Genomic DNA, 19,161 nt, shown 5'->3' on the forward strand with positions numbered 1-19,161 from the left:
TCGTCTACCCGGCCCCATGCTGTGCGGCCGCGGCCCGCTCCTTGAAAGTGGCTGCGTAGCAGTCGACGTAGGCCCTTCCGGAGCGCCTCACGATATCGGCCATGAGTTCGTCGGTGGCCCGGCGCACGGCCTGTTGGTCGGCGGGCGGGAAACAGCGCGGGCGACCGAAGGAGATGCGGACCTTGGCCGGGCGCAGGAAGCGCCGATTGCGTGGATTGACCCGATCGGTCCCGGACAGCACGACCGGAATCACCGGAGCGCCGGTCTGCATGGCCACCCGGATCACGCCGGTACGTCCCCGATAGACGCGGCCGTCGGGCGAGCGCGTCCCTTCCGGGTGAATGCCCCAGATGCCGCCCGATTCGAGAATGCGCACCGCCGCCGCCAGAGAATCCGATCCCGAGGTACCGCCGGTGCGGTCCACCGGAACCTGACCGGTGGCGTTCATGACGAAGCGATTGACGCGGCCGCGGAAGCCGCCCCCGGTGAAGTACTCCTGCTTGGCGATGAAGGCGACCCTGCGTCGCAGCGCCAGACACAGATAGAGAGAATCCACCACGGCCAGATGGTTGGCCGCGATGATCACCGGACCACCCTTCGGAACATGGTGCAGCCCTTCGATCTTCGGGCGGCCGAGCAACCGCAGCACCGGCCCCACCAGAACATGTTTCAGCAGCCAGTACCACATGGGAGCCCTCCTGAATCACGGCGTAGACAGTGTCTACCAAATGTCTTACCCACCCGCGTAGACAATGTCTACCCCTATCCGGAGAATGTGACGCATGACTTCGGTTGAGCCTCTCCGGGAACGGCTGGTGACCGCGGGCGTCGCCATGCTCGAGGAAATCGGCGCGGGCGAGCTCGGGCTGCGGGCGATCGCCCGGGAGGCCGGGGTGTCGCACGGCGCGCCCCGGCGATACTTCCCCACGCACAATTCGCTTCTGGCGGCGATCGCGGCGCGCGGCTATCTGGATCTGCGGGCGAAAATCGAAGCCGCACAGGGCGATACGGCCGAAGCCCGAGTGCGCAACACCTGCCTGGCCTATATCGACTTCGCGACCGCCCGACCGGAGATGTTCACCCTCATGTTCCGACACGACCTACTGGAAGGCGCCGGCGAGAACCTGCGGGTGAACACGACGCTGCCGATGTTCGCGCGCTGGCGGGAGCTGGTCGCCGAGTGCGTGAGCGACGGAGCGGGCGAGCGCGCCCTGAGTCTGTGGACCCAGTTACACGGCATCGCCGTGGTGGTCGCGAACCGCAGTATCGAGGCGGTCGCGCCGGGCACCGATATCGAGGCGCTGGTGGCGCGGGCCGTCGCCCGGCACCTCGCACCGGATCCGAGCTGAGCCGATCGGGCCGGACCGGCCGGTTGGGGCCGAGGGGCCGGTCGCGTACCCTGGTGCGGTTGCCTCGTCTGCACAAAAGGAGTCCCCCGTGAGTTCCCCGACTGCCAGCGCGACCTCAGCTACCGCCGGTCGGCTGGCCGGCGAGGCGGCGCGGCGGCGCACCTTCGCGGTGATCTCCCACCCGGACGCCGGTAAATCGACGCTGACCGAGGCGCTGGCGCTGCACGCCAAGGTGATCTCCGAGGCGGGCGCGATCCACGGCAAAGCGGGCCGCAAGTCCACCGTCTCCGACTGGATGGAGATGGAGAAGGCGCGCGGTATCTCCGTCAGCTCGACGGCCCTGCAGTTCGAATACGGCGACTGCGTCATCAACCTGGTCGACACCCCCGGTCACTCCGACTTCTCGGAGGACACCTACCGCGTGCTGACCGCTGTCGACGCGGCGGTCATGCTCATCGACGCCGCCAAGGGCCTGGAACCGCAGACGCTCAAGCTCTTTCAGGTTGCGCGCGATCGCGGCATCCCGGTCATCACGGTCATCAACAAGTGGGACCGACCGGGTCAGGCGCCGCTGGAACTGCTCGACGAGATCATCGAGCGCATCGGCCTGACCCCCACTCCCCTGTTCCTCCCGGTCGGCATCGCCGGCGACTTCCGCGGCCTGCTGCGCCGCGGCGAGGAGGGCGCGCCCACCGAGTACATCCACTTCACCCGCACCGCGGGCGGCGCGACCATCGCCCCCGAAGAGCACTACACGCCCGAGCAGGCCCTCGAGCGGGAGGGCGAGGTGTGGATCACCGCGGTCGAGGAGAGCGAACTGCTCTCGGCCGCCGGGCAGGACCACGATCAGGAGCTGTTCCTGGCCGGGCACACCTCGCCGGTCATCTACGCCTCCGCCATGCTGAATTTCGGTGTGCGCCAACTGCTCGACACGCTGGTCGAGCTGGCGCCGCCGCCGCGCGGCCGCAAGGACGTCAACGGCGTTCCGCGCGAGACCACCGCGCCGTTCAGCGCTGTCATCTTCAAGGTGCAGGCGGGCATGGACACCGCGCACCGCGACCGGCTGGCGTTCATGCGCATCGTCTCCGGCGAATTCGAGCGCGGCATGGTGGTGACCCACGCGCAAACCGGGCGGCCCTTCGCCACCAAATACGCGCTGACCGTCTTCGGCCGGGAGCGCACCACCGTCGATACCGCCTACCCCGGCGATGTGGTCGGCCTGGTCAACGCGACCGCCCTGGCGCCGGGCCACACCCTGTTCGTGGACAAGAAGGTCGAGTTCCCGCCGATCCCGTCCTTCGCTCCGGAGCACTTCGCCACCCTGCGCGCGCAGACCGCGGGCAAGTACAAGCAGTTCCGCAAGGCCATCGACCAGCTCGACTCCGAGGGCGTGGTGCAGGTGCTGCGCAACGACGTGCGCGGTGACGCCTCGCCGGTGCTGGCCGCGGTCGGCCCGATGCAGTTCGAAGTCGTCACGGCCCGAATGCAGTCCGAGTTCAATGTCGAGACCCAACTCGACCACCTCCCCTACCAGCTGGCCCGCCGCACCGACGCCGAATCGGCCGAGGAACTCAACCGTCAGCGCGGCGTCGAGGTCTTCACCCGCAGTGACGGCGTCTTGCTCGCCCTGTTCAGCGACAAGTGGCGGCTGCAGTACATCTCCAAGGAGATGCCGAAGCTGACCCTCGAACTCCTGGTCGCCGGAACCGAATAGGCAACGTCAGCCGAGCGCGCCGGACCCGTCCGAACTGCTGGGTTCGACGCGCGGCGTGTCGGCGGGGTTGCGGGCGATCAGGCCCCAGCGGCTGGAGGTCAGGCGCAGGCTGGGCAAGTCCGATAGGGACAGCACCACTTCGTAGGTGCGCTCGTATCCGGTGTGCGCGATGCGCCATTGCCCGTCGTCGCAGCGGACGTAGCGGTCCGAATAGAAGGCCGCGCCGTGAAGCAGCATGTTGTGGCCGGGGATCAGGACCGTGTCGGCCAGGTACCAGGTGCCCGTCGCCTCGTCGCCGTCGACGTCGATCTCCGGGTGGTCGCAGCGATGTTCGGTGATGACGTGCGGACCCAGGGTGTTGCGCATGAAGGCCAGGAAGGCGTCGCGCGATTCGAACTGGAGGTACTCGCTGTAGGTGGCGGTGGCCTCCGGAAGCATGGTGTCGGCGAACTCCTCCCACGCCTTCGTGTCGAGCGCGCGCAGGTAACGGAACTTCAGCCGGCTGATCGCCGCGACGGCATCGGGATCCATACCTTCAACAATCCCATCAGGTGTAGGAAACCTTCAGGGATTGGCACGGATTTGTACCGGATCGCTATCAGCCGGATACCGACTCAGCCGTTGATGCTGAAGCAGGTGTGGCAGAAATCCTCGCCGAACTCGGTCAGGCGCAGACTCTTTCGCACGATCTTGGGCACGCGGCCGGCCTTTTTCAGGGCCTGTTCCACGACCGGCTGCACCTCGAGCACCATGTATCGCGACAAGACCACCGGATCGTCCGAGGTCATGGTGAGGCCGAGGCGGTTCAGATTGATCAGGTAGTGCCGCGACCGGTCCGGGTAGCGGACGCCGGACTGCTCCGGAACCGAGGTCAGATCCCCCGCGACCAGCTCGGAACCGATACCCAGCGGCCGATTGGTGCGCACATCCACCGACGGCTGCGGACCCTGCAGGGCCATGAAGCGCAGGATGCGGGCCTCGTCGGGCGCGAGCTGATCGAGGATCCGGTCGTAGGCCGGGTGCACGTCCTCGGTGAAATAGACGTCGGCCGAGCGGGCCAGCAGCGCGTCGCCGCGGCGGCGCAGGTCATCGGCGGTGGCGGAACGGACCAGCCCGGTGGTGACGGCCGACTGCGGCGCGCCCGTGGGAGTCGGCACATAGCTGACGATCTCGCGCACCGACCCCTCGGTGACGCCGAGCGCGCTGCGCGCGATGGACCGCAGCGCCGCCCCCGTGCGCTCGGCGATATCGGCCGACGACTCGCCGTCCAGCGCGGCCTGGGTCAGCTGTTTGGTGATCTCGACGCTGGTGCCGACCGCCCACTCGGTCCCCCGCACCGCGGTGCCGACCGCCAGCCCGGCCGCCCGGAAGGCGCCGCGAATCAGGCGGGCCTCATTGCTGATCTGCCGCTTCTCCACATCCGAACTGCGTTCCACGGCACGAGGTCCGGGACGGGCCACGTCCTGCCCCGGGATCCTGTCTTCCGCCACGTCCATCTCCGAATATCGCCAGGTGAACCCAATCGTCCACAGATTATTGCCCCCGATGGACCTTCGGGCGCGTTGAACCCGCGAGCCAGAAGGTTACCGCAGTCCACGTCGGCCGACTCAACGACGCACATGACCCCCGACACAGCGCGCGCAAGGCACGATATGGATGTGGTCCCCGTCATTCTCGTGATCCCCTCGAGAGAGACGAACTTCGAGCCGGGCAGTGTGACCGAGATCTCCGACCAGGACACTCCGCCGCTGGACTCGATTCCTGAACAGACAGTAAGGTCCGAACCGCCGAGGGGTTGTCAACGCCGACGGCGGTGCGTTGTGGGTCGGCAGGAGGGTGTCGTGCTAGAGAGTGTCTTCGGGGTGCGTCCGACCATCCTCTTGGAATTGATCACCATCCCGTTGTTCACGGGTGTGATCGGCTATATCACCAACTGGACCGGCGTACTCATGCTGTTCAAGCCCGTCCGTTTCCACGGGTTCCGGCTACCGGGCCTGGCAGCGCTGTTTCCATTGCTGCCCAAGCGCATTCAGGTGCTGCCATTGCTGCAGTACGACGGGCGATTCGGCTGGCAGGGCATCGTGCCGTCGCGCGCGGACAAGATGGCCAGCATCGCGGTGGACAAAGGGCTGGCGAAACTCGGCAGCGTCGCGGATTTCTACCGAGAGCTCGAACCCGACAGGCTTGCCGAACATTTCGTCGAAATCGCGGATCTTCAGATTCGCGACATCGTCGAGGACATCCTCAAACGCGAACATCCACAGCTCTGGTACAACCTGCCCACCGGACTGCGGGAGATGGTCCACAGCCGGGTGCGCGAACAATTGCCCGATATCCTCCGAGAACTCACCGATGAACTCGGCAAGAACATCGATCAGCTACTGGACGTCAAGTCCATGACCATCCGCTACTTCCAGGCGCGGCCGCAGACGCTGAACTCGGTGTTCCAGGTGCTGGGCGCCAAGGAACTGCGATTCATGCAGAACTTCGGCTTCTACTTCGGCGCGCCCATGGGTCTGGTGCTGGTCGCCGTCCTGCATTTCACCGGTTGGTCGTCGCTGGTGGTGCTGCCGGTCGGCGGAGTGATCATCGGCTGGGTGGTCAACTGGATCGGCATCAACCTGATCTTCGAACCGGCCTACCCGAAGTGGTGGTGCCCGTGGCGGCAGGGCCTGCTCATCAAGCGACAGCCGGAGATCACCGAGGGCTACGCGGCCCTGGTGGCCAGCGAGATCATGACCGTCGCCAATATCGGCGACGAGCTGCTCAACGGCCCGCGCGCCGACCGCACCATGCAGATGCTCCAGGACACCCTCAAGCCGGCGGCCGACCGGGCGCTCGGACCGGCCCGGTCGGTGGTCAAATTCGCCCTGGGCAGCCGCGAGTACGACTCGCTGCAGGACTCCTTCACCTCCGAGGCGATGACCATCGCACCCATCGCCTTCGCCGACCCGGCCTTCAATATGCAGCAGGGCAAGCAGGTGCAGGAGTACATCGCCAAACAAATGTCGGCGCTGCCCCCGCCGGAGTTCGTGGACATGTTGCGTTCGGCCATCAAACAGGACGAATGGCTTTTGTTCGTCCATGGCGGCGCGCTGGGCCTGCTGGCCGGTTACGCTCACCTCCTGATCTTCGGAACAGGAGTGGCGACCTCATGGATATGACCGAATCATCCTCTTGCGAGGACGATCCCGCCGATTCGACCACCGAAATCGCTGTTCGCGAGCCCGCGCCGCTGCCGGTGGCGGTGTCCGCGCCGGAGTGGCGGGGTCCGGCGGGGCCGGTGCGCGCCGCCACGGGAGTGGTGCGGGTGGCCATGTCAGCGGCCGTCGAGGCGAGTTTCTGGAGCCTGCACACCGCGCTGGGAGTGACCTCGGTGGTGCTGCGCGGCAGCATATCCGGGCAGCCGCCGCACGAGATCCTCTCCGATGCCGGTGCGCAGGTGCGGCATTCGGTCCGGCAGGCGCTGGGCGTGACCGCGCCGGAGACCGCCGAAGCCACTCCCGAACAGAGTCCCGCCAGCGTGCTGCGCGCCCGTGGCGCCGAATTGCTGCGTCGCTCCGCCGATTTCCACGCCGAGGACGACAACCACCATCACACCGCCTACGCCCGCGTCCTGGGCGAGCTCGCGCCCGATGAGGCGCGCATCGTGCGGCACCTCTACCTGGACGGGCCGCAGCCCGCGATGGAGGTGAAGACCGGACGGACCGCCTACCGCGGTGTTTTCAACCTGCTGGGCGAGGACGCGGCGCTGCGCTATCCGAACCGGATCGACGAGTATCTGACCAATCTGGACCGGCTCGGCCTCGTCGACGTGACCCGGGAAGCGCTCGGCAATCCCAACCGCTACCAGTTGCTGGAGGCCATGCCGGAGGTGCGCCGACTGCTCAAGCGGACCAGCTTCGGCACCAAGGTGCTGTACCGGACCATCGAATTGACCTCGTTCGGCGCGGGTTTCACGCGGACCTGCCTGCCGGTGCCGTCACTGGATCCCCAGGTACTCGAACAGCACGGCTGAGCATCCATCCCGCCACCGGCGAACACCACGCCCTCATTCGGAACACCCGCCCCGCCATCCCCGAACATCGACCCCGCCATTCCGGCGTGTTCTCGGCCGGAATCCACCCGGTACTCGAAGGGCGTGTATCCCGGCCGAAGCACGCCGGGATGACGAGGGGCTCACGCCGGTATGACCAGGACCCTTGCGAGGGTCGTCCAGTACGAGTGGCCCGTATCAGGCGTTGTCGGCCAATTCGAGCCAACGCTCCTCGGTGGCTTCCTTCTCGGCCTGCACCTGCTTCAATTCGGCCCCGAGCGTGACCAGCTTGTCCGGGTCGGTGGCCGCCTCGGCGAGCGCCGCGTGCAGCTTGTCCTCACGGTCGGTGAGCTTCTCCAGCGCCCGCTCCAGCTTGGCCAGCTCCTTGCGGGCCGCGCGGTAGGCGGCCGAATCCGTTGCCGTGGCAGCCGAATTCGCGGCGGCCGCAGCCGCGGCCTTCGCCGGGGCGGCCGGCTTGCCGGTGACGAGGGCGGCGCGCTTGCGCAGATATTCTTCGATGCCGCCGGGCAGGTTGGTGAGCTTGCCGTCGCCGAACAGCGCCCAGGTGGAGTCGCAGATGCGCTCGATCAGGTAGCGGTCGTGGGAGATCACCACCAGGGTGCCCGCCCAGCCGTCGAGCAGGTCCTCCAACTGCTGGAGGGTGTCGATGTCGAGGTCGTTGGTGGGCTCGTCGAGCAGCAGCACATTGGGCTCGGCCATGAGGATGCGGGTCAATTGCAGGCGGCGGCGCTCGCCACCGGACAGGTCGCCGACCGGGGTGCGCTGCTTGGCCGGGGTGAAGCCGAGCCGCTCGGCCAGCTGACCGGCGCTGATCTCCTTGTCGCCCAGCATCATTCGCTGTGCCACGTCCTGAACCGCTTCCAGCACAAGCATGTTCAGAGGCAGGTCGTCGAGCTCCTGGCGCAGCCAGCCGATCTTGACGGTCTGGCCCTGAATCCGCTTGCCGGACACGAGCTCCGCGTCGCCCGCGAGCGCGCGCAGCAGCGTGGTCTTGCCCGAGCCGTTCACGCCGACCAGACCGACCCGCTCGCCCGGCGCGAGCCGCCAGGTCAGGTCGGTCACCAGGTCGCGACCGTCCGGGGTGGCGAGGGTGGCGTGCTCGAGCTCGATCACCACGCGGCCCAGCCGCTTGCGCGCGAAGGAGGCCAGCTCCACGGTGTCGCGCGGCGGCGGCACATTGGCGATCAGGGCCTCGGCGGCCTCGATGCGGTAGCGCGGCTTGGAGGTGCGAGCCGGTGCGCCGCGACGCAGCCACGCGAGCTCCTTGCGGGCCAGATTCTGGCGGCGGGCCTCGCTGGCGTCGGCCTGGCGGGCGCGCTCGGCGCGGGCGAAGATCCAGTCGTTGTAGCCGCCCTCGTACGTTTCGACGCGGCCGCCCTGCACCTCCCAGGTGCGGGTGGCCACGGTGTCGAGGAACCAGCGGTCGTGGGTGACGACCACCAGCGCGCTGCGGCGGTCGAGCAGGTGCTGAGCCAGCCACTGCACGCCCTCGACATCGAGGTGGTTGGTGGGCTCGTCGAGGACCAACAGGTCGAGGTCGCGGACCAGGGCGGCGGCGAGCGCGGTGCGGCGGCGCTCACCGCCGGAGAGATTGGCGACCGGGGTGTCCATGCCGAGGTCGGCGATGCCGATGCCCTCGACGACGGAGCGGATGCGCGGGTTCGAGGCCCATTCGTGTTCGGCCACACCGTCGGTGCGCTGGTCCTCGGCCAGGCCCGCGAGCACGACCTCGCCGACGGTCGCCCCCTCGGGGAGCACGCCGCGCTGGGTGACGACCGCCATACGCAGGTCCCCGCGACGGCTGACACGGCCCGAATCGGGTTCTTCCAGTCCCGTCAGCACCTCCAGCAGTGTGGTCTTACCGCCGCCATTGAGACCGACGACACCGATCCGCTCTCCCTCTTGGATCCCTAGGGAGACCGTGTCGAGCAGCGGCTTGATGCCGAAACTCTTGGAGACCGCCTCCAGGTTGATCAGGTTGGCCATGAACTGTCCCGCCTCTGCGCGCCTTTTGCCGAACCGTAAGAGCCTACGCAATACCGCCTCCCCGGGGCTTCAGCGCCCGACCGAGAGCCGCTGACCGTTGGGCACGGGCGCCCGGCGGTTGCGAGCCGAACCGATTTCGGACACGCCCGGGAGCTACCCGGGAACCACGAAATCAGCTGTCACGGTGGGATTTCGACGGGATCACCCCGAACGTCACGAAATCACGAACGTCACGAAATCAGTTGTCGCCAATAATTCGGCGTGCGCCCGGCACCGGGCCGTGGGCCGTTCGGACGCTGCGGCACACCCCCGCACCCGCGAGCTCGGCGGCGACGGTGACCGCGGCCTCCTCGCTCTCGCAGAGGAACGCGCAGGTCGGGCCGGAGCCCGAGACGATGCCCGCGAGGGCTCCCGCGCCGACGCCCGCGCGCAGGGTGCGGCGCAGGTCGGGTTTCAGCGAGAGCGCCGCGGCCTGCAAGTCGTTGCCGAGCAGCGGGGCGAGCTGCGCGGACTCTCCGGAAGCCAGGGCCTGCAGCAGGTCCTCGGGGCTGCCGAGCCGGGGCGGATCGCCGACCTCGCGCAATCGGTCGAGTTCGCGAAAGACGGCCGGGGTGGACAGACCGCCCTTGGCCAGCGCCAGCACCCAGTGAAAAGTGTTGCGGGACAACACCGGAAGCAGCTTCTCGCCGCGACCGCGGCCGAGGGCGGTGCCGCCGTGCAGCGAGAAGGGCACGTCACTGCCGAGTTCGGCTGCGATATCGGACAATTCCGTGCGCCCGAGGCCGAGTTCCCACAGGTCGTTCAGGCCGACCAGGGCGGCGGCGGCGTCCGCGCTGCCCCCGGCCATGCCGCCCGCCACCGGAATACCCTTGGTGATGGCGAATTCCACCAGTGGCGCGCGTCCGCCCAGGTCGGCCAGTTTGACGGCAGCCTGCCAGACGAGATTGCCGCGATCGGTGGGCACCTCGTCGGCGCCTTCGCCGGTGACCTTCACCCGTAGCGCCGCGGCCGGCGCGATCTGGACGTCATCGCTCAGCGACAGCGCCTGGAACACGGTGGTGAGGTCGTGGTAGCCGTCCTCGCGCAGGTCGCCGACTCCGAGGTGCAGGTTCACCTTCGCGGGCGCGCGCACGACGATGGGGCTGGGCACAACTGAGAGCACGCGCACAGCCTAGTCGACAGATTTCCCATTCGAGTACTTGCGCGAGGTACCCATGGGGGGTATGTTTCTCGATGTCGGGGATACCCCCACACCGTATGAATCAGCGAGCGAAGGAGTCCGCCATGGCCACCAGCACCTACACCGTCACCGGCATGACCTGCGGCCACTGCGTCGGTTCGGTGCAGAAGGAGATCAGCAAGATCGCGGGCGTCACCAGCGTGGATGTGGATCTCGCCACCGGCCTGGTCACGGTAGAGTCCGCGGCCCCGCTCACCGACGCCGATGTGATCGCCGCCGTCGACGAAGCGGGTTACGAGGTGGCCAGGTGAACGATCGACTGCGGTTCGCCGCCTTCGGCGGCGGACTGGTCGTCTTGTTCGGAGCCGCGCTCGGCATCGGCGCCCTGGTGGGCGACCGGTCCGGCGCGGCCCCGACCGAGGCCGGCCCCGACCACAGTCAACATGCGGCCGCGGCGGCGACGGGACTCCAGGACAACCTCTCCGGCTACTCCCTCGGTGAGATCAGCGCCCCCGCCGCTCCCAATCAGCAAGGCGCACTGCGATTCCGGATCACCGGCCCGCAGGGCACCGTCACCCAGTACGACAACCTGCACGACAAGGACCTGCACCTGATCGTGGTCCGCACCGACGCGAGCCAGTTCCGGCACGTGCATCCGAACCGGGCCGCCGACGGCACCTGGTCCATCGACTGGAAGTGGGCCGAACCCGGCAGCTACCGCGTCTTCGCCGACTTCTCCCCCGCCGGCGGGCCCGGCGAACTGATACTCAGCCGCACCGTCGCGGTCGCGGGGAGCGTGACCGACAGGCCACTGCCGCCGGTCTCGAAGACCGCCGAGGTGGACGGCTACCGCGTCACCCTCAACGGCGATCTGAACACCGCGGGCAGCGCGCTCACCTTCACCATCACCCGCGACGGCAAACCGGTCACCGATCTGCAGCCCTACCTGGGCGCGTACGCTCACCTGGTGGCACTACGGGTCACGGACCTGGCCTACCTGCACGTCCACCCCGAGGGAGAGGTCGGCAAGACCGCACCCGGCCCCGACGTCGTCTTCCACGCGCAAGCGCCGAGCGACGGCACATACCGCCTGTACCTGGACTTCCAGCACGGCGGCGCGGTGCACACCGCGGAATTCACAGACGAAGCATCCACTGTCGCACCCGCTTCGGGTGCGCCCGCCCACCACGGAGGAGGTCACTCATGAGCGCCCCGGCTCCCGAGCGTTCGATCGAACTCGATATCGGTGGGATGACCTGCGCCTCCTGCGCGGCCCGGATCGAGAAGAAGCTCAACCGGATGGACGGCGTCACCGCCTCCGTCAATTACGCGACCGAGAAGGCGAAGGTCAGCTTCCAGGAGTCGGTGACGACCGACGACCTCATCGCCAAGGTGGTCGACACCGGCTACACCGCCGCCGTGCACCACACCGAACCGGCGAAAACCGAGAAAGCCGAATCCGATTCGGCTCCGTCGGCGGCGGATCAATTGCGGCACAAGCTGCTGGTGACGCTGGCGCTGGCCGTGCCCGTGGTCGCCATGGGCATGTTCCCGGTGCTGCAGTTCACCAACTGGCAGTGGCTGTCACTGACCCTGACCGCACCCATCGTGGTGTGGGGCGGCTCGCAGTTCCACCAGGCCGCGTGGGTGAATGCCAGGCACGGCGCGGCCACCATGGACACCCTGATCTCGCTGGGCACGGTGGCCGCCTTCAGCTGGTCGGTGTACGCGCTGTTCTGGGGCACGGCCGGCATGCCCGGCATGAAGCACCCGTTCAGCCTGGCCATCGAGCGCGGCGACTCGTCCTCGGCGCTGTACTTCGAGGTGGCGGCGACGCTGATCACCGCCATCCTGGCGGGCCGGTACTTCGAGACCCGATCCAAGGAGAAGGCCGGATCCGCGCTGCGGGCACTGCTGGAACTGGGAGCGAAGGACGTGTCGGTGCTGCGCCCCGCCGCGAGCGCTGGGTCCGAAGGCGGCAGCCCGCGTAACCAGGAAGGGTCCCGGGAGCGGCGCGACGGGCATCTCGTCGAAACCCGCATCCCCATCGGCGATCTGCGGGTCGGCGAGGAGTTCCTGGTCCGTCCCGGCGAGAAGGTCGCCACCGACGGCATTGTGGTGAACGGCAATTCGGCCCTCGACATGAGCATGCTGACCGGCGAGTCGGTGCCGGTCGAGGCCGGTCCCGGCGATCAGGTGGTGGGCGCGACCGTGAACGCGGGCGGTCTGCTGACCGTCCGCGCCACCAGGATCGGCGCGGATACCCAACTCGCGCAGATGGCCGCGCTGGTCGAGGAGGCGCAGAACGGCAAGGCCCCCGTGCAGCGGCTCGCCGATCGGGTCGCGGGCGTGTTCGTGCCGATCGTCATCGCGATCGCGGTGGCCGCGCTGGGCTTCTGGCTCGGCACCGGCGCGGCGGTGGCGACCGCCTTCGGCGCGGCGGTGGCGGTGCTGATCATCGCCTGCCCGTGCGCTCTCGGATTGGCCACGCCCACCGCGCTGCTGGTGGGCACCGGTCGCGGCGCGCAGCTGGGCATCCTGATCAAGGGCCCGCAGGTGCTGGAGTCGACGCGGCGCATCGACACCGTGGTGCTGGACAAGACCGGTACCGTCACCACCGGCAAGATGACCCTCGCAGAGGCGATTCCGGGCGCCGGCGTGGACGCCGACGAGCTGCTGTCGGTGGCGGCGGCCGTCGAGCACGGCTCCGAACACCCGGTCGCCAAGGCCGTGGTCGCCGGTGCGGCCGAGCGCGGACTCGGCGCCGAGCGGGTGGAGCAGTTCGTCAGCCATGGCGGCAAGGGCGTGCAGGGTCTGGTCGGCGATCGGGCGGTGGTCATCGGACGCACCGAGCTGCTCGAGGATTGGTCCATCCCGCTGCCGGAATCCTTGGCGGAAGCCAAGATCCGGGCCGAGCGTGCGGGCAGGACCGCCATCGTGGTGGCCTGGGACGGGCAGGCGCGCGGCGTACTGGTCATCGGCGACGCGGTGAAACCCACCAGTGCCCAAGCGATCTCGGAGATGAAGGCCCTCGGCCTCACCCCGGTGCTGCTGACCGGCGACAATGCGGCCACCGCCCGCACCGTAGCGGATCAGGTGGGCATCGAGCGGGTCATCGCCGAGGTGCTGCCCAGCGACAAGCTGGACGTTGTCAAGAAGCTGCAGGACGAGGGCAAGGTGGTCGCCATGGTCGGCGACGGCGTCAATGACGCGGCCGCCCTGGCCCAGGCCGATCTGGGCCTGGCCATGGGCACCGGCACCGACGTCGCCATCCAGGCCGCCGACATCACCCTGGTGCGCGACGACCTGCGCTCGGTGCCGACCTCGATCACGCTGTCGCGGGCCACGTTGCGGACCATCAAGGGCAATCTGTTCTGGGCCTTCGGCTACAACGTGGCGGCCATCCCGCTGGCCGCCGCCGGACTGCTGAACCCCATGCTCGCCGGTGCCGCCATGGCGCTGTCCAGCGTGTTCGTGGTCAGCAACAGCCTGCGCCTGCGCCGCTTCCGCGGATGAGGAAAACCGATTCCAGCCCCCGGGCCGCCCGAATCATCCGATCCGGGTGGCCCTTTCGCATCCGTCGGATATCGACGCCGCGGCTGCAGGGCATCGATGCCGCGGGGGCGTAGGGCATCGGCGCTGCCGCGAACGGAGCATCGTGTTGAATGGCGGGTGACCACCGCCGCCCCCGCTCGAGGAGCCCAGTTGACCACCATCGCCGAATACCTGGCCACCGCCCAGATCGAGGCCGCCCCGGTCGACCCCGCCGCGCCCGGCGCACCCAAGGTCGCGGTGGGCGTCCCCGAAGGCTGGCGGCACGTTCCGCCGAACATGTTCCCCGGCTCCTACGGCGTCTGGACCGAGGCCCCCGTCAACGGCTGGGCCGACAACGCCGTCCTCCTGGTCGCCACCTTCACCCCACGCGTCGACGCCCGCGAACTGCTCACCCACGCCTTCGCCGACGCCCGCCAACTGCCGAGCTGGCAGGACCTGGAAACCGACACCGAGGACTTCGAGGGCTACCCCTCGGCCGGCATCACCGGCACCTACGTCGTCGGACAGCTCACCCTCTGGGCCTACAACCGCTACATCATCGTCGACTCCGACAACGGCCAGTACCTGGTCCAGCTCACCATCACCACGCGCGGCGACAGCGACGGCGCCGCCCCCACCGCCATCCTCGAGGGCCTGTCCATCTCGGCCTGAGACTTCACCGCCCCCGACGCCGCTGGCAAGAAAGCGGTCCCACTGCTCACCGGAGAACACGAGCGCGGGACCGCTGGGATTCCCGGAATCGCGGACTCCCATCTCGCCCCGGTGCAGGAATGCGACTTCGACGCAGTCCTGACCTCCTCCAGGTACTTTTGAACCATTCGGCTTGGGCCAGCTCACCTTTCACCCTGAGCATTCCTTCGCCGGCCGCCGCAGCATGTTCGCGCTGTCCGCCGCGTTCAACGCCATTCGCTCGATCGTCCCGAACGCGGTCCGATAGTGAGCGACCGTATCCTGCAGTTCGAAGCACATTGCACCTCGATGCAAACCCTGAATCCAGGGCGGTGCGCACTGCCCTGAGCGTCCAGATCACCGACATCGAACGTAGGGGTACCTCATGAAGATCGCGGTTCTCGGCACCGGACTCATCGGCTCACAGGTCATCAGCGACCTGACCGCAGCCGGACACGACGCCACCGGGCACTCCCGCGCGACCGGCGTCGACCTGCTCACCGGCGACGGGCTCGACGACGCGCTCCGCGGCGCCGAGGTCGTCGTGAACGTGACCAACTCGCCCACCTTCGACGACGCCTCCCTCGACTTCTTCCGCACCTCGGTGACCAACCTGCTGGCCGCCGCGCAGGCGGCGGGCGTCGGGCACATCGTGACGCTGTCGATCGTCGGCGTCGACCAGGTACCCGACATGGCCTACTACCGCGCCAAGACCCTGCAGGAGGACCTGGTCAAGGCCGGGCCGATCCCGTACTCGATCGTGCGCGCCACCCAATTCATGGAGTTCGTCGCACCGACGATGGACTGGACCACCGACGGCGACGTCGTACGCCTGCCCGCCACCCCGATTCAGCCCATCAGCTCCGCCGAAGTCGCGGCAACGGTCGCCGAGGTCGCCGCGGGTCCTCCGCTGCGGGGCACACGTAACATCGCCGGCCCCGACGTCTTCACACTCGACGAACTCGCCCGTATCACACTGGAGGCCACCGGCGACCACCGTCACGTCGTCACCGACTCGACCGCCGGCCTGTTCGCCCTTGTCAAAGGTGACGTACTCACCGCACCAGAAGGCGCTCACCTGACCGGCACCCACTACCGCGACTGGCTACGGTCACACTGACCGCCGTGAACGTCCACCAGGCCGTCACTACAGCGGACGGCGGGCGGACGCATCGCCAGGCCGGCGATGTTCGCTGTCCGCAGGTGGTGGAGCGCGGTCGTCCAATGCGGTAGTGCCGGAAACGCACCTTCGGCCTGCCGGGCCGCCCGGGGGTCGAACCGTAAATTCGAAAAATGGCCGCTACGAAACCCACCGCACACGTCTTCCTGACCGACTCCGCCGAGTGGTTCGCCCGCTCGGCACTCGGGGCACGACTGATCAACCGGGAACCGGACGAATCATCGAGCGACCCGGGCTTCCTGAGGGTCCAATCCCACTCGATACGAGAGGGGTGGCTGATGTGCTGGGCTATCCTCACCAACCCGGTCACCGACGATGACATGGTCGAGGTGAAGCTTCCCACCCACGCGGTCTCCGGCGTCGTGGTGCTCGAGAACTCCTAGCTTCCCCGTCCTGGATGACGCTCGTACTGGCGGCGCGCTCGCGTGGCCGGCCACCGACACGGGAACGTTTGCTGACAGCCAGACCAGACGACCTGCAAACCTTCGACAGAATTCGAAACCGACAATCATCACTATCCAGCTAACGGGCTCGGACCCTGCCTGACGATCGGAAAGCATGCCGGTGATCCGCACGGATCAAAATGCCGTCCAACGCGACACACCAACCAAGAAATAGCCGTCCACCAGCGCATACACAAATGGATGCGCACATTATGATGTGAAAGGAGCAGCGGAGGAGAAAGCCGACCAGAGCAGGGGCAGGAAAGGAACGAAGATCATGGCGACACCCGAGCATGCGACGCACCGAGAGCACGACCACACTCACGGCGAAGGTTGCGGACATGTAGCTGTCCCGCACAACGGGCACACCGATTATGTGCACGACGGCCACCTGCACCGCCGCCACGACGACCACTACGACGAGTGCGAACCGGCCGGACACACCACGCACGACCACCACGATCACGTCCACGGCGAGGGCTGCGGCCACACCGCCGTACCCCATGGCGACCACACCGATTACCTCCACGAAGGACACCGGCACGCGAGCCACGAAGGCCACTACGACGAGCACTGACCGCGCGAGGCCGGGATGGCGAAACCGCCGGTGCCCGGCTTGCGCGGGATCAGAACATCGACTGATCGGTCGGGACGAGTGAGCGTCGTGGCGAGGGCAGCGCCATCGCGAGTTCCCCCCGTCGAGCAGCCCGCCACCACCGGCGTCCGGAGTCCATGGCACTCCCCATCTTGCGCACAGCGGATACCTGCGTGAGCAGGTGCAGCTGATATCGCCACGGCATCTGCAGCCCGTGCCGAGCCGCCATCGCATAGGCGAACCGCACGGCGTCGCGGTCGAGATACCGGTCGACGTGTTCGAACCAGATCATGCTGGCACGGGCGGCGGCCTGGATCGGGCGCAGCGCGGCGCGGCTGTGCGCATCGTAGTTCTCCAGCGCGTCGGCGAGCTCGGCATGCTCGTACAGGTTCTGTGCGAGCACCACGGCATCGACGATTGCCAACCGGGTGCCCGAACCGATGGTGAAGTGCGTCGTGTGCGCCGCATCGCCGAGCAGCACAACGTTGTCGTGATACCAGGTTTTGTTGGTTACCTCGGAAAAGCGGCTCCACCTTGCGAACTCGCCTCGCGTCTTGCTGATCAACGAGTGGCCGTCGAGAACGCGCGCGAATATGTTCTCCAGAACACCCAAGTTCTCCAGGTTGTCCAGGGAATCGAATCCCAGTCCATGCCAGGTCTGCGGTTGGCACTCAACGATGCAGGTGCTGATTTTGTCGGCGACCGACGGGTAGGCATGGAACCAGATCCAACCGGCCGAGGTGTGTTCGAAGGCGAAGGTGAATCGGGTGAAGACCTTGTCCGTACCGAGCCAGATATATCGATTCTCGCCGAGTGTGACGGATGTGCCGAAATGATGATTACCCAGCTGCCGTACCCGACTGTTCGCGCCGTCGGAGGCGACGATGAGATCGGTGTCGTCGAAGCCGGACAGATCGTGGACCTCTCGACCGTGCTGGACATCGACACCCAGGTCGCTCGCCCGCCGGGAAAGTACGTCGAGCAGTGCCGCGCGCCCCAAGCTGAAACCGTAGCCCCCGAAATGTGCGGTCTGGTCGCTCACATGGATTGCCTGTTCACGCCATAGGACCGACTCGGCACGCACCGCCTGGGCGCTGTCGGGGTCATTGAGATACAGAATGTCGAGCAAGTCGTCCCAGTACACGACGCCCCAGCCAAAGGTGGACCCGGGGGGATCGCGGTCGATAACCGTGATGTCATGGGCCGGGTCGCGCCGCTTCATCGAAATAGCGAAGTACAACCCGGCCGGCCCACCACCGACACACGCAATCTTCATCTCGTCACCAACTCCAGCCCTGGTCGGTCGAAACCCGGCTGGACATGATCGGTACTCGATGCAACCGAGCCCGGCACGCTGTGCGTGTCCGGGCTCAGTCACCGGCGCTAGAAGCTGCTGCCCCAGCCGAATGGGTTCCACCAGCCGGGATTCCATCCCCAGCCGGAGCCGCCACCCCACCCGGGGCCGCCACCCCAACCGGGGCCGTTACCCCAGCCGTGGCCGCCACCCCAACCGGGGCCGCCACCCCAGCCATGGCCGCCACCCCAACCATGGCCGCCACCCCAACCGGGGCCGCCACCCCAGCCATGGCCGCCGCCCCAGCCATGGCCACCCCCACCGGGGCCGTCGACGAGCTGGGTCGCGGACGTGGGCGTCGTCGCGTGCGCGGTAGGCGTTTGCGCCGCGGCTACGGCGACCGGAAGCGCGGCGACCGCGGCTATACCGGCGGCGGCCGCCAGCCGTGCGAACTTTGTGTGTGAATTCTTTCTCTCGGTCATGATAGGGCTCCAGATGCTGTCCCGACCTGCTGGAATTCTACGCGGTTTCGCAACCTCTAGAAGTCGCCGCAATGACCCATATACAATGCCCGGCACATTTCCCACGGTGCCCTGATCCGAGGATATGGGCGCTCCGGGCCTTCGCTGCGATCGGATATTGGTGACGCAATGTCGTCGAGCAATGCGTCAGGGGTCTCGACAATGCTCCCGCTCAGGGTTCGAGATCTGGCACTGCCTTTCCGCTGGAAACATCGAAGGGCACCGAAGCCTGGTCGTGCGTAATCACCCAGCGCCCGTCGAGCCTCCGATAACAGAACGTGGCGCGGACCCACATTCCGCCGGTCTCCGTTCCGTTGTGCAGGGTGCCGCTCAGGCGACCGAAGCCGTGCCCGAATGCCACGTCCTCGCCCACGGTGAGAGTCAGGTCGCGCAGCTCATAGGTCACGTCCCGGAAGAACGTGAATACCTTCGCCCAGTTCGCCAATTTCGCCTCGACGCCGACATGCTGTAGCGGCGGCTCGACATCGAAGGACACCACATCGGTTGCGTAGAGCTGTCCGAGGCTCTCGAGGTCCTTCGCTCGGATTCCTTCGATCAAGTTCTCGATGTGCTGCCTGATAGCGGCTTCGTTCGAAGTCATTGCATTACCCATGGGTA

At 67.5% G+C, this 19,161-nt stretch carries 19 protein-coding genes; 11 read left to right on the top strand and 8 right to left on the bottom strand.

What is annotated here, in order from left to right:
* Nucleotides 1-4: 4 nt before the first annotated feature.
* A complete protein-coding gene (locus tag GLP40_RS22125; protein WP_154789884.1) occupies nt 5-688 on the bottom strand; it encodes a lysophospholipid acyltransferase family protein in 684 nt (227 codons plus the stop codon).
* Between the two features lie 94 nt (nt 689-782).
* Here GLP40_RS22125 and GLP40_RS22130 point away from each other — a divergent pair, with 94 nt between their 5' ends.
* Both GLP40_RS22130 and GLP40_RS22135 read left to right on the top strand, forming a co-directional pair.
* Entirely contained in the window at nt 783-1,349 is a 567-nt protein-coding gene (locus tag GLP40_RS22130; RefSeq protein ID WP_154789885.1) for a TetR/AcrR family transcriptional regulator, read from the top strand.
* 88 nt (nt 1,350-1,437) lie between these two features.
* Nucleotides 1,438-3,063 (top strand): peptide chain release factor 3, encoded by a 1,626-nt coding sequence (locus GLP40_RS22135; RefSeq protein ID WP_328290515.1) that lies wholly within the window; start codon nt 1,438-1,440, stop codon nt 3,061-3,063.
* A 6-nt stretch (nt 3,064-3,069) separates the two neighbouring features.
* Here the strand turns inward: GLP40_RS22135 and GLP40_RS22140 are convergent, their stop codons facing one another.
* Both GLP40_RS22140 and GLP40_RS33985 read right to left on the bottom strand, forming a co-directional pair.
* Nucleotides 3,070-3,594, bottom strand: a complete 525-nt coding sequence (locus GLP40_RS22140; RefSeq protein WP_154789886.1) for a nuclear transport factor 2 family protein — start codon at nt 3,592-3,594, stop codon at nt 3,070-3,072.
* Between the two features lie 83 nt (nt 3,595-3,677).
* Nucleotides 3,678-4,559 carry an Abi-alpha family protein gene (locus GLP40_RS33985; RefSeq protein ID WP_154789887.1) on the bottom strand — a complete coding sequence of 294 codons (882 nt, stop codon included), beginning with the start codon at nt 4,557-4,559 and terminating at the stop codon, nt 3,678-3,680.
* 345 nt (nt 4,560-4,904) lie between these two features.
* Between GLP40_RS33985 and GLP40_RS22150 the strand changes: the two genes are divergently transcribed.
* Together GLP40_RS22150 and GLP40_RS22155 are read left to right on the top strand one after the other, a co-directional pair.
* Complete coding sequence (locus tag GLP40_RS22150; RefSeq protein ID WP_328290516.1) at nt 4,905-6,227, top strand: hypothetical protein; 1,323 nt, start codon at nt 4,905-4,907, stop codon at nt 6,225-6,227.
* Nucleotides 6,224-7,081 (top strand): Abi-alpha family protein, encoded by an 858-nt coding sequence (locus GLP40_RS22155; protein WP_154789888.1) that lies wholly within the window; start codon nt 6,224-6,226, stop codon nt 7,079-7,081. Before GLP40_RS22150 ends, GLP40_RS22155 begins: the two co-directional genes overlap by 4 nt.
* A 216-nt stretch (nt 7,082-7,297) precedes the next feature.
* Here the strand turns inward: GLP40_RS22155 and GLP40_RS22160 are convergent, their stop codons facing one another.
* Nucleotides 7,298-9,106 carry an ABC-F family ATP-binding cassette domain-containing protein gene (locus GLP40_RS22160; protein WP_154789889.1) on the bottom strand — a complete coding sequence of 603 codons (1,809 nt, stop codon included), beginning with the start codon at nt 9,104-9,106 and terminating at the stop codon, nt 7,298-7,300.
* Between the two features lie 238 nt (nt 9,107-9,344).
* Nucleotides 9,345-10,268 carry a 4-(cytidine 5'-diphospho)-2-C-methyl-D-erythritol kinase gene (locus GLP40_RS22165; protein WP_328290517.1) on the bottom strand — a complete coding sequence of 308 codons (924 nt, stop codon included), beginning with the start codon at nt 10,266-10,268 and terminating at the stop codon, nt 9,345-9,347.
* Nucleotides 10,269-10,390: 122 nt separating this feature from the next.
* On the opposite strand from GLP40_RS22165, the gene GLP40_RS22170 reads away from it, so the two are divergent.
* The 7 genes from GLP40_RS22170 to GLP40_RS22205 all read left to right on the top strand — a co-directional run bounded on the left by GLP40_RS22170 (nt 10,391) and on the right by GLP40_RS22205 (nt 16,710).
* Entirely contained in the window at nt 10,391-10,597 is a 207-nt protein-coding gene (locus GLP40_RS22170; RefSeq protein ID WP_154789890.1) for a heavy-metal-associated domain-containing protein, read from the top strand.
* Nucleotides 10,594-11,493, top strand: a complete 900-nt coding sequence (locus tag GLP40_RS22175) for a hypothetical protein (protein ID WP_328290518.1) — start codon at nt 10,594-10,596, stop codon at nt 11,491-11,493. Before GLP40_RS22170 ends, GLP40_RS22175 begins: the two co-directional genes overlap by 4 nt.
* Nucleotides 11,490-13,802: a heavy metal translocating P-type ATPase gene (locus GLP40_RS22180; protein WP_154789891.1), complete on the top strand. Its 2,313-nt coding sequence runs from the start codon at nt 11,490-11,492 to the stop codon at nt 13,800-13,802. The genes GLP40_RS22175 and GLP40_RS22180 overlap by 4 nt, the downstream gene beginning before the upstream one ends.
* Nucleotides 13,803-13,991: 189 nt before the next feature.
* Nucleotides 13,992-14,492: an LpqN/LpqT family lipoprotein gene (locus tag GLP40_RS22185; RefSeq protein WP_196054745.1), complete on the top strand. Its 501-nt coding sequence runs from the start codon at nt 13,992-13,994 to the stop codon at nt 14,490-14,492.
* 403 nt (nt 14,493-14,895) lie between these two features.
* A complete protein-coding gene (locus GLP40_RS22195) occupies nt 14,896-15,630 on the top strand; it encodes an SDR family oxidoreductase (protein WP_154789893.1) in 735 nt (244 codons plus the stop codon).
* A 173-nt stretch (nt 15,631-15,803) separates the two neighbouring features.
* Nucleotides 15,804-16,073, top strand: coding sequence for a hypothetical protein (locus GLP40_RS22200; protein ID WP_154789894.1), 270 nt, complete (start codon nt 15,804-15,806; stop codon nt 16,071-16,073).
* A 337-nt stretch (nt 16,074-16,410) separates the two neighbouring features.
* Nucleotides 16,411-16,710 (top strand): hypothetical protein, encoded by a 300-nt coding sequence (locus GLP40_RS22205; protein WP_154789895.1) that lies wholly within the window; start codon nt 16,411-16,413, stop codon nt 16,708-16,710.
* A 49-nt stretch (nt 16,711-16,759) separates the two neighbouring features.
* Here GLP40_RS22205 and GLP40_RS22210 read toward each other — a convergent pair whose 3' ends face one another.
* From GLP40_RS22210 to GLP40_RS22220, 3 genes are all read right to left on the bottom strand, one after another.
* The gene (locus tag GLP40_RS22210) at nt 16,760-17,950 is read right to left on the bottom strand and encodes an FAD-dependent monooxygenase (RefSeq protein ID WP_230329806.1); all 1,191 of its coding nucleotides are present in this window, start codon (nt 17,948-17,950) and stop codon (nt 16,760-16,762) included.
* 161 nt (nt 17,951-18,111) lie between these two features.
* A complete protein-coding gene (locus tag GLP40_RS22215) occupies nt 18,112-18,504 on the bottom strand; it encodes a hypothetical protein (RefSeq protein ID WP_154789897.1) in 393 nt (130 codons plus the stop codon).
* A 211-nt stretch (nt 18,505-18,715) separates the two neighbouring features.
* Nucleotides 18,716-19,144, bottom strand: coding sequence for a YybH family protein (locus GLP40_RS22220; RefSeq protein WP_230329807.1), 429 nt, complete (start codon nt 19,142-19,144; stop codon nt 18,716-18,718).
* Between the last annotated feature and the right edge of the window lie 17 nt (nt 19,145-19,161).

This window comes from Nocardia aurantiaca (assembly GCF_009708175.1).
In the GTDB taxonomy this organism is placed as follows: Bacteria; Actinomycetota; Actinomycetes; order Mycobacteriales; family Mycobacteriaceae; genus Nocardia; species Nocardia aurantiaca.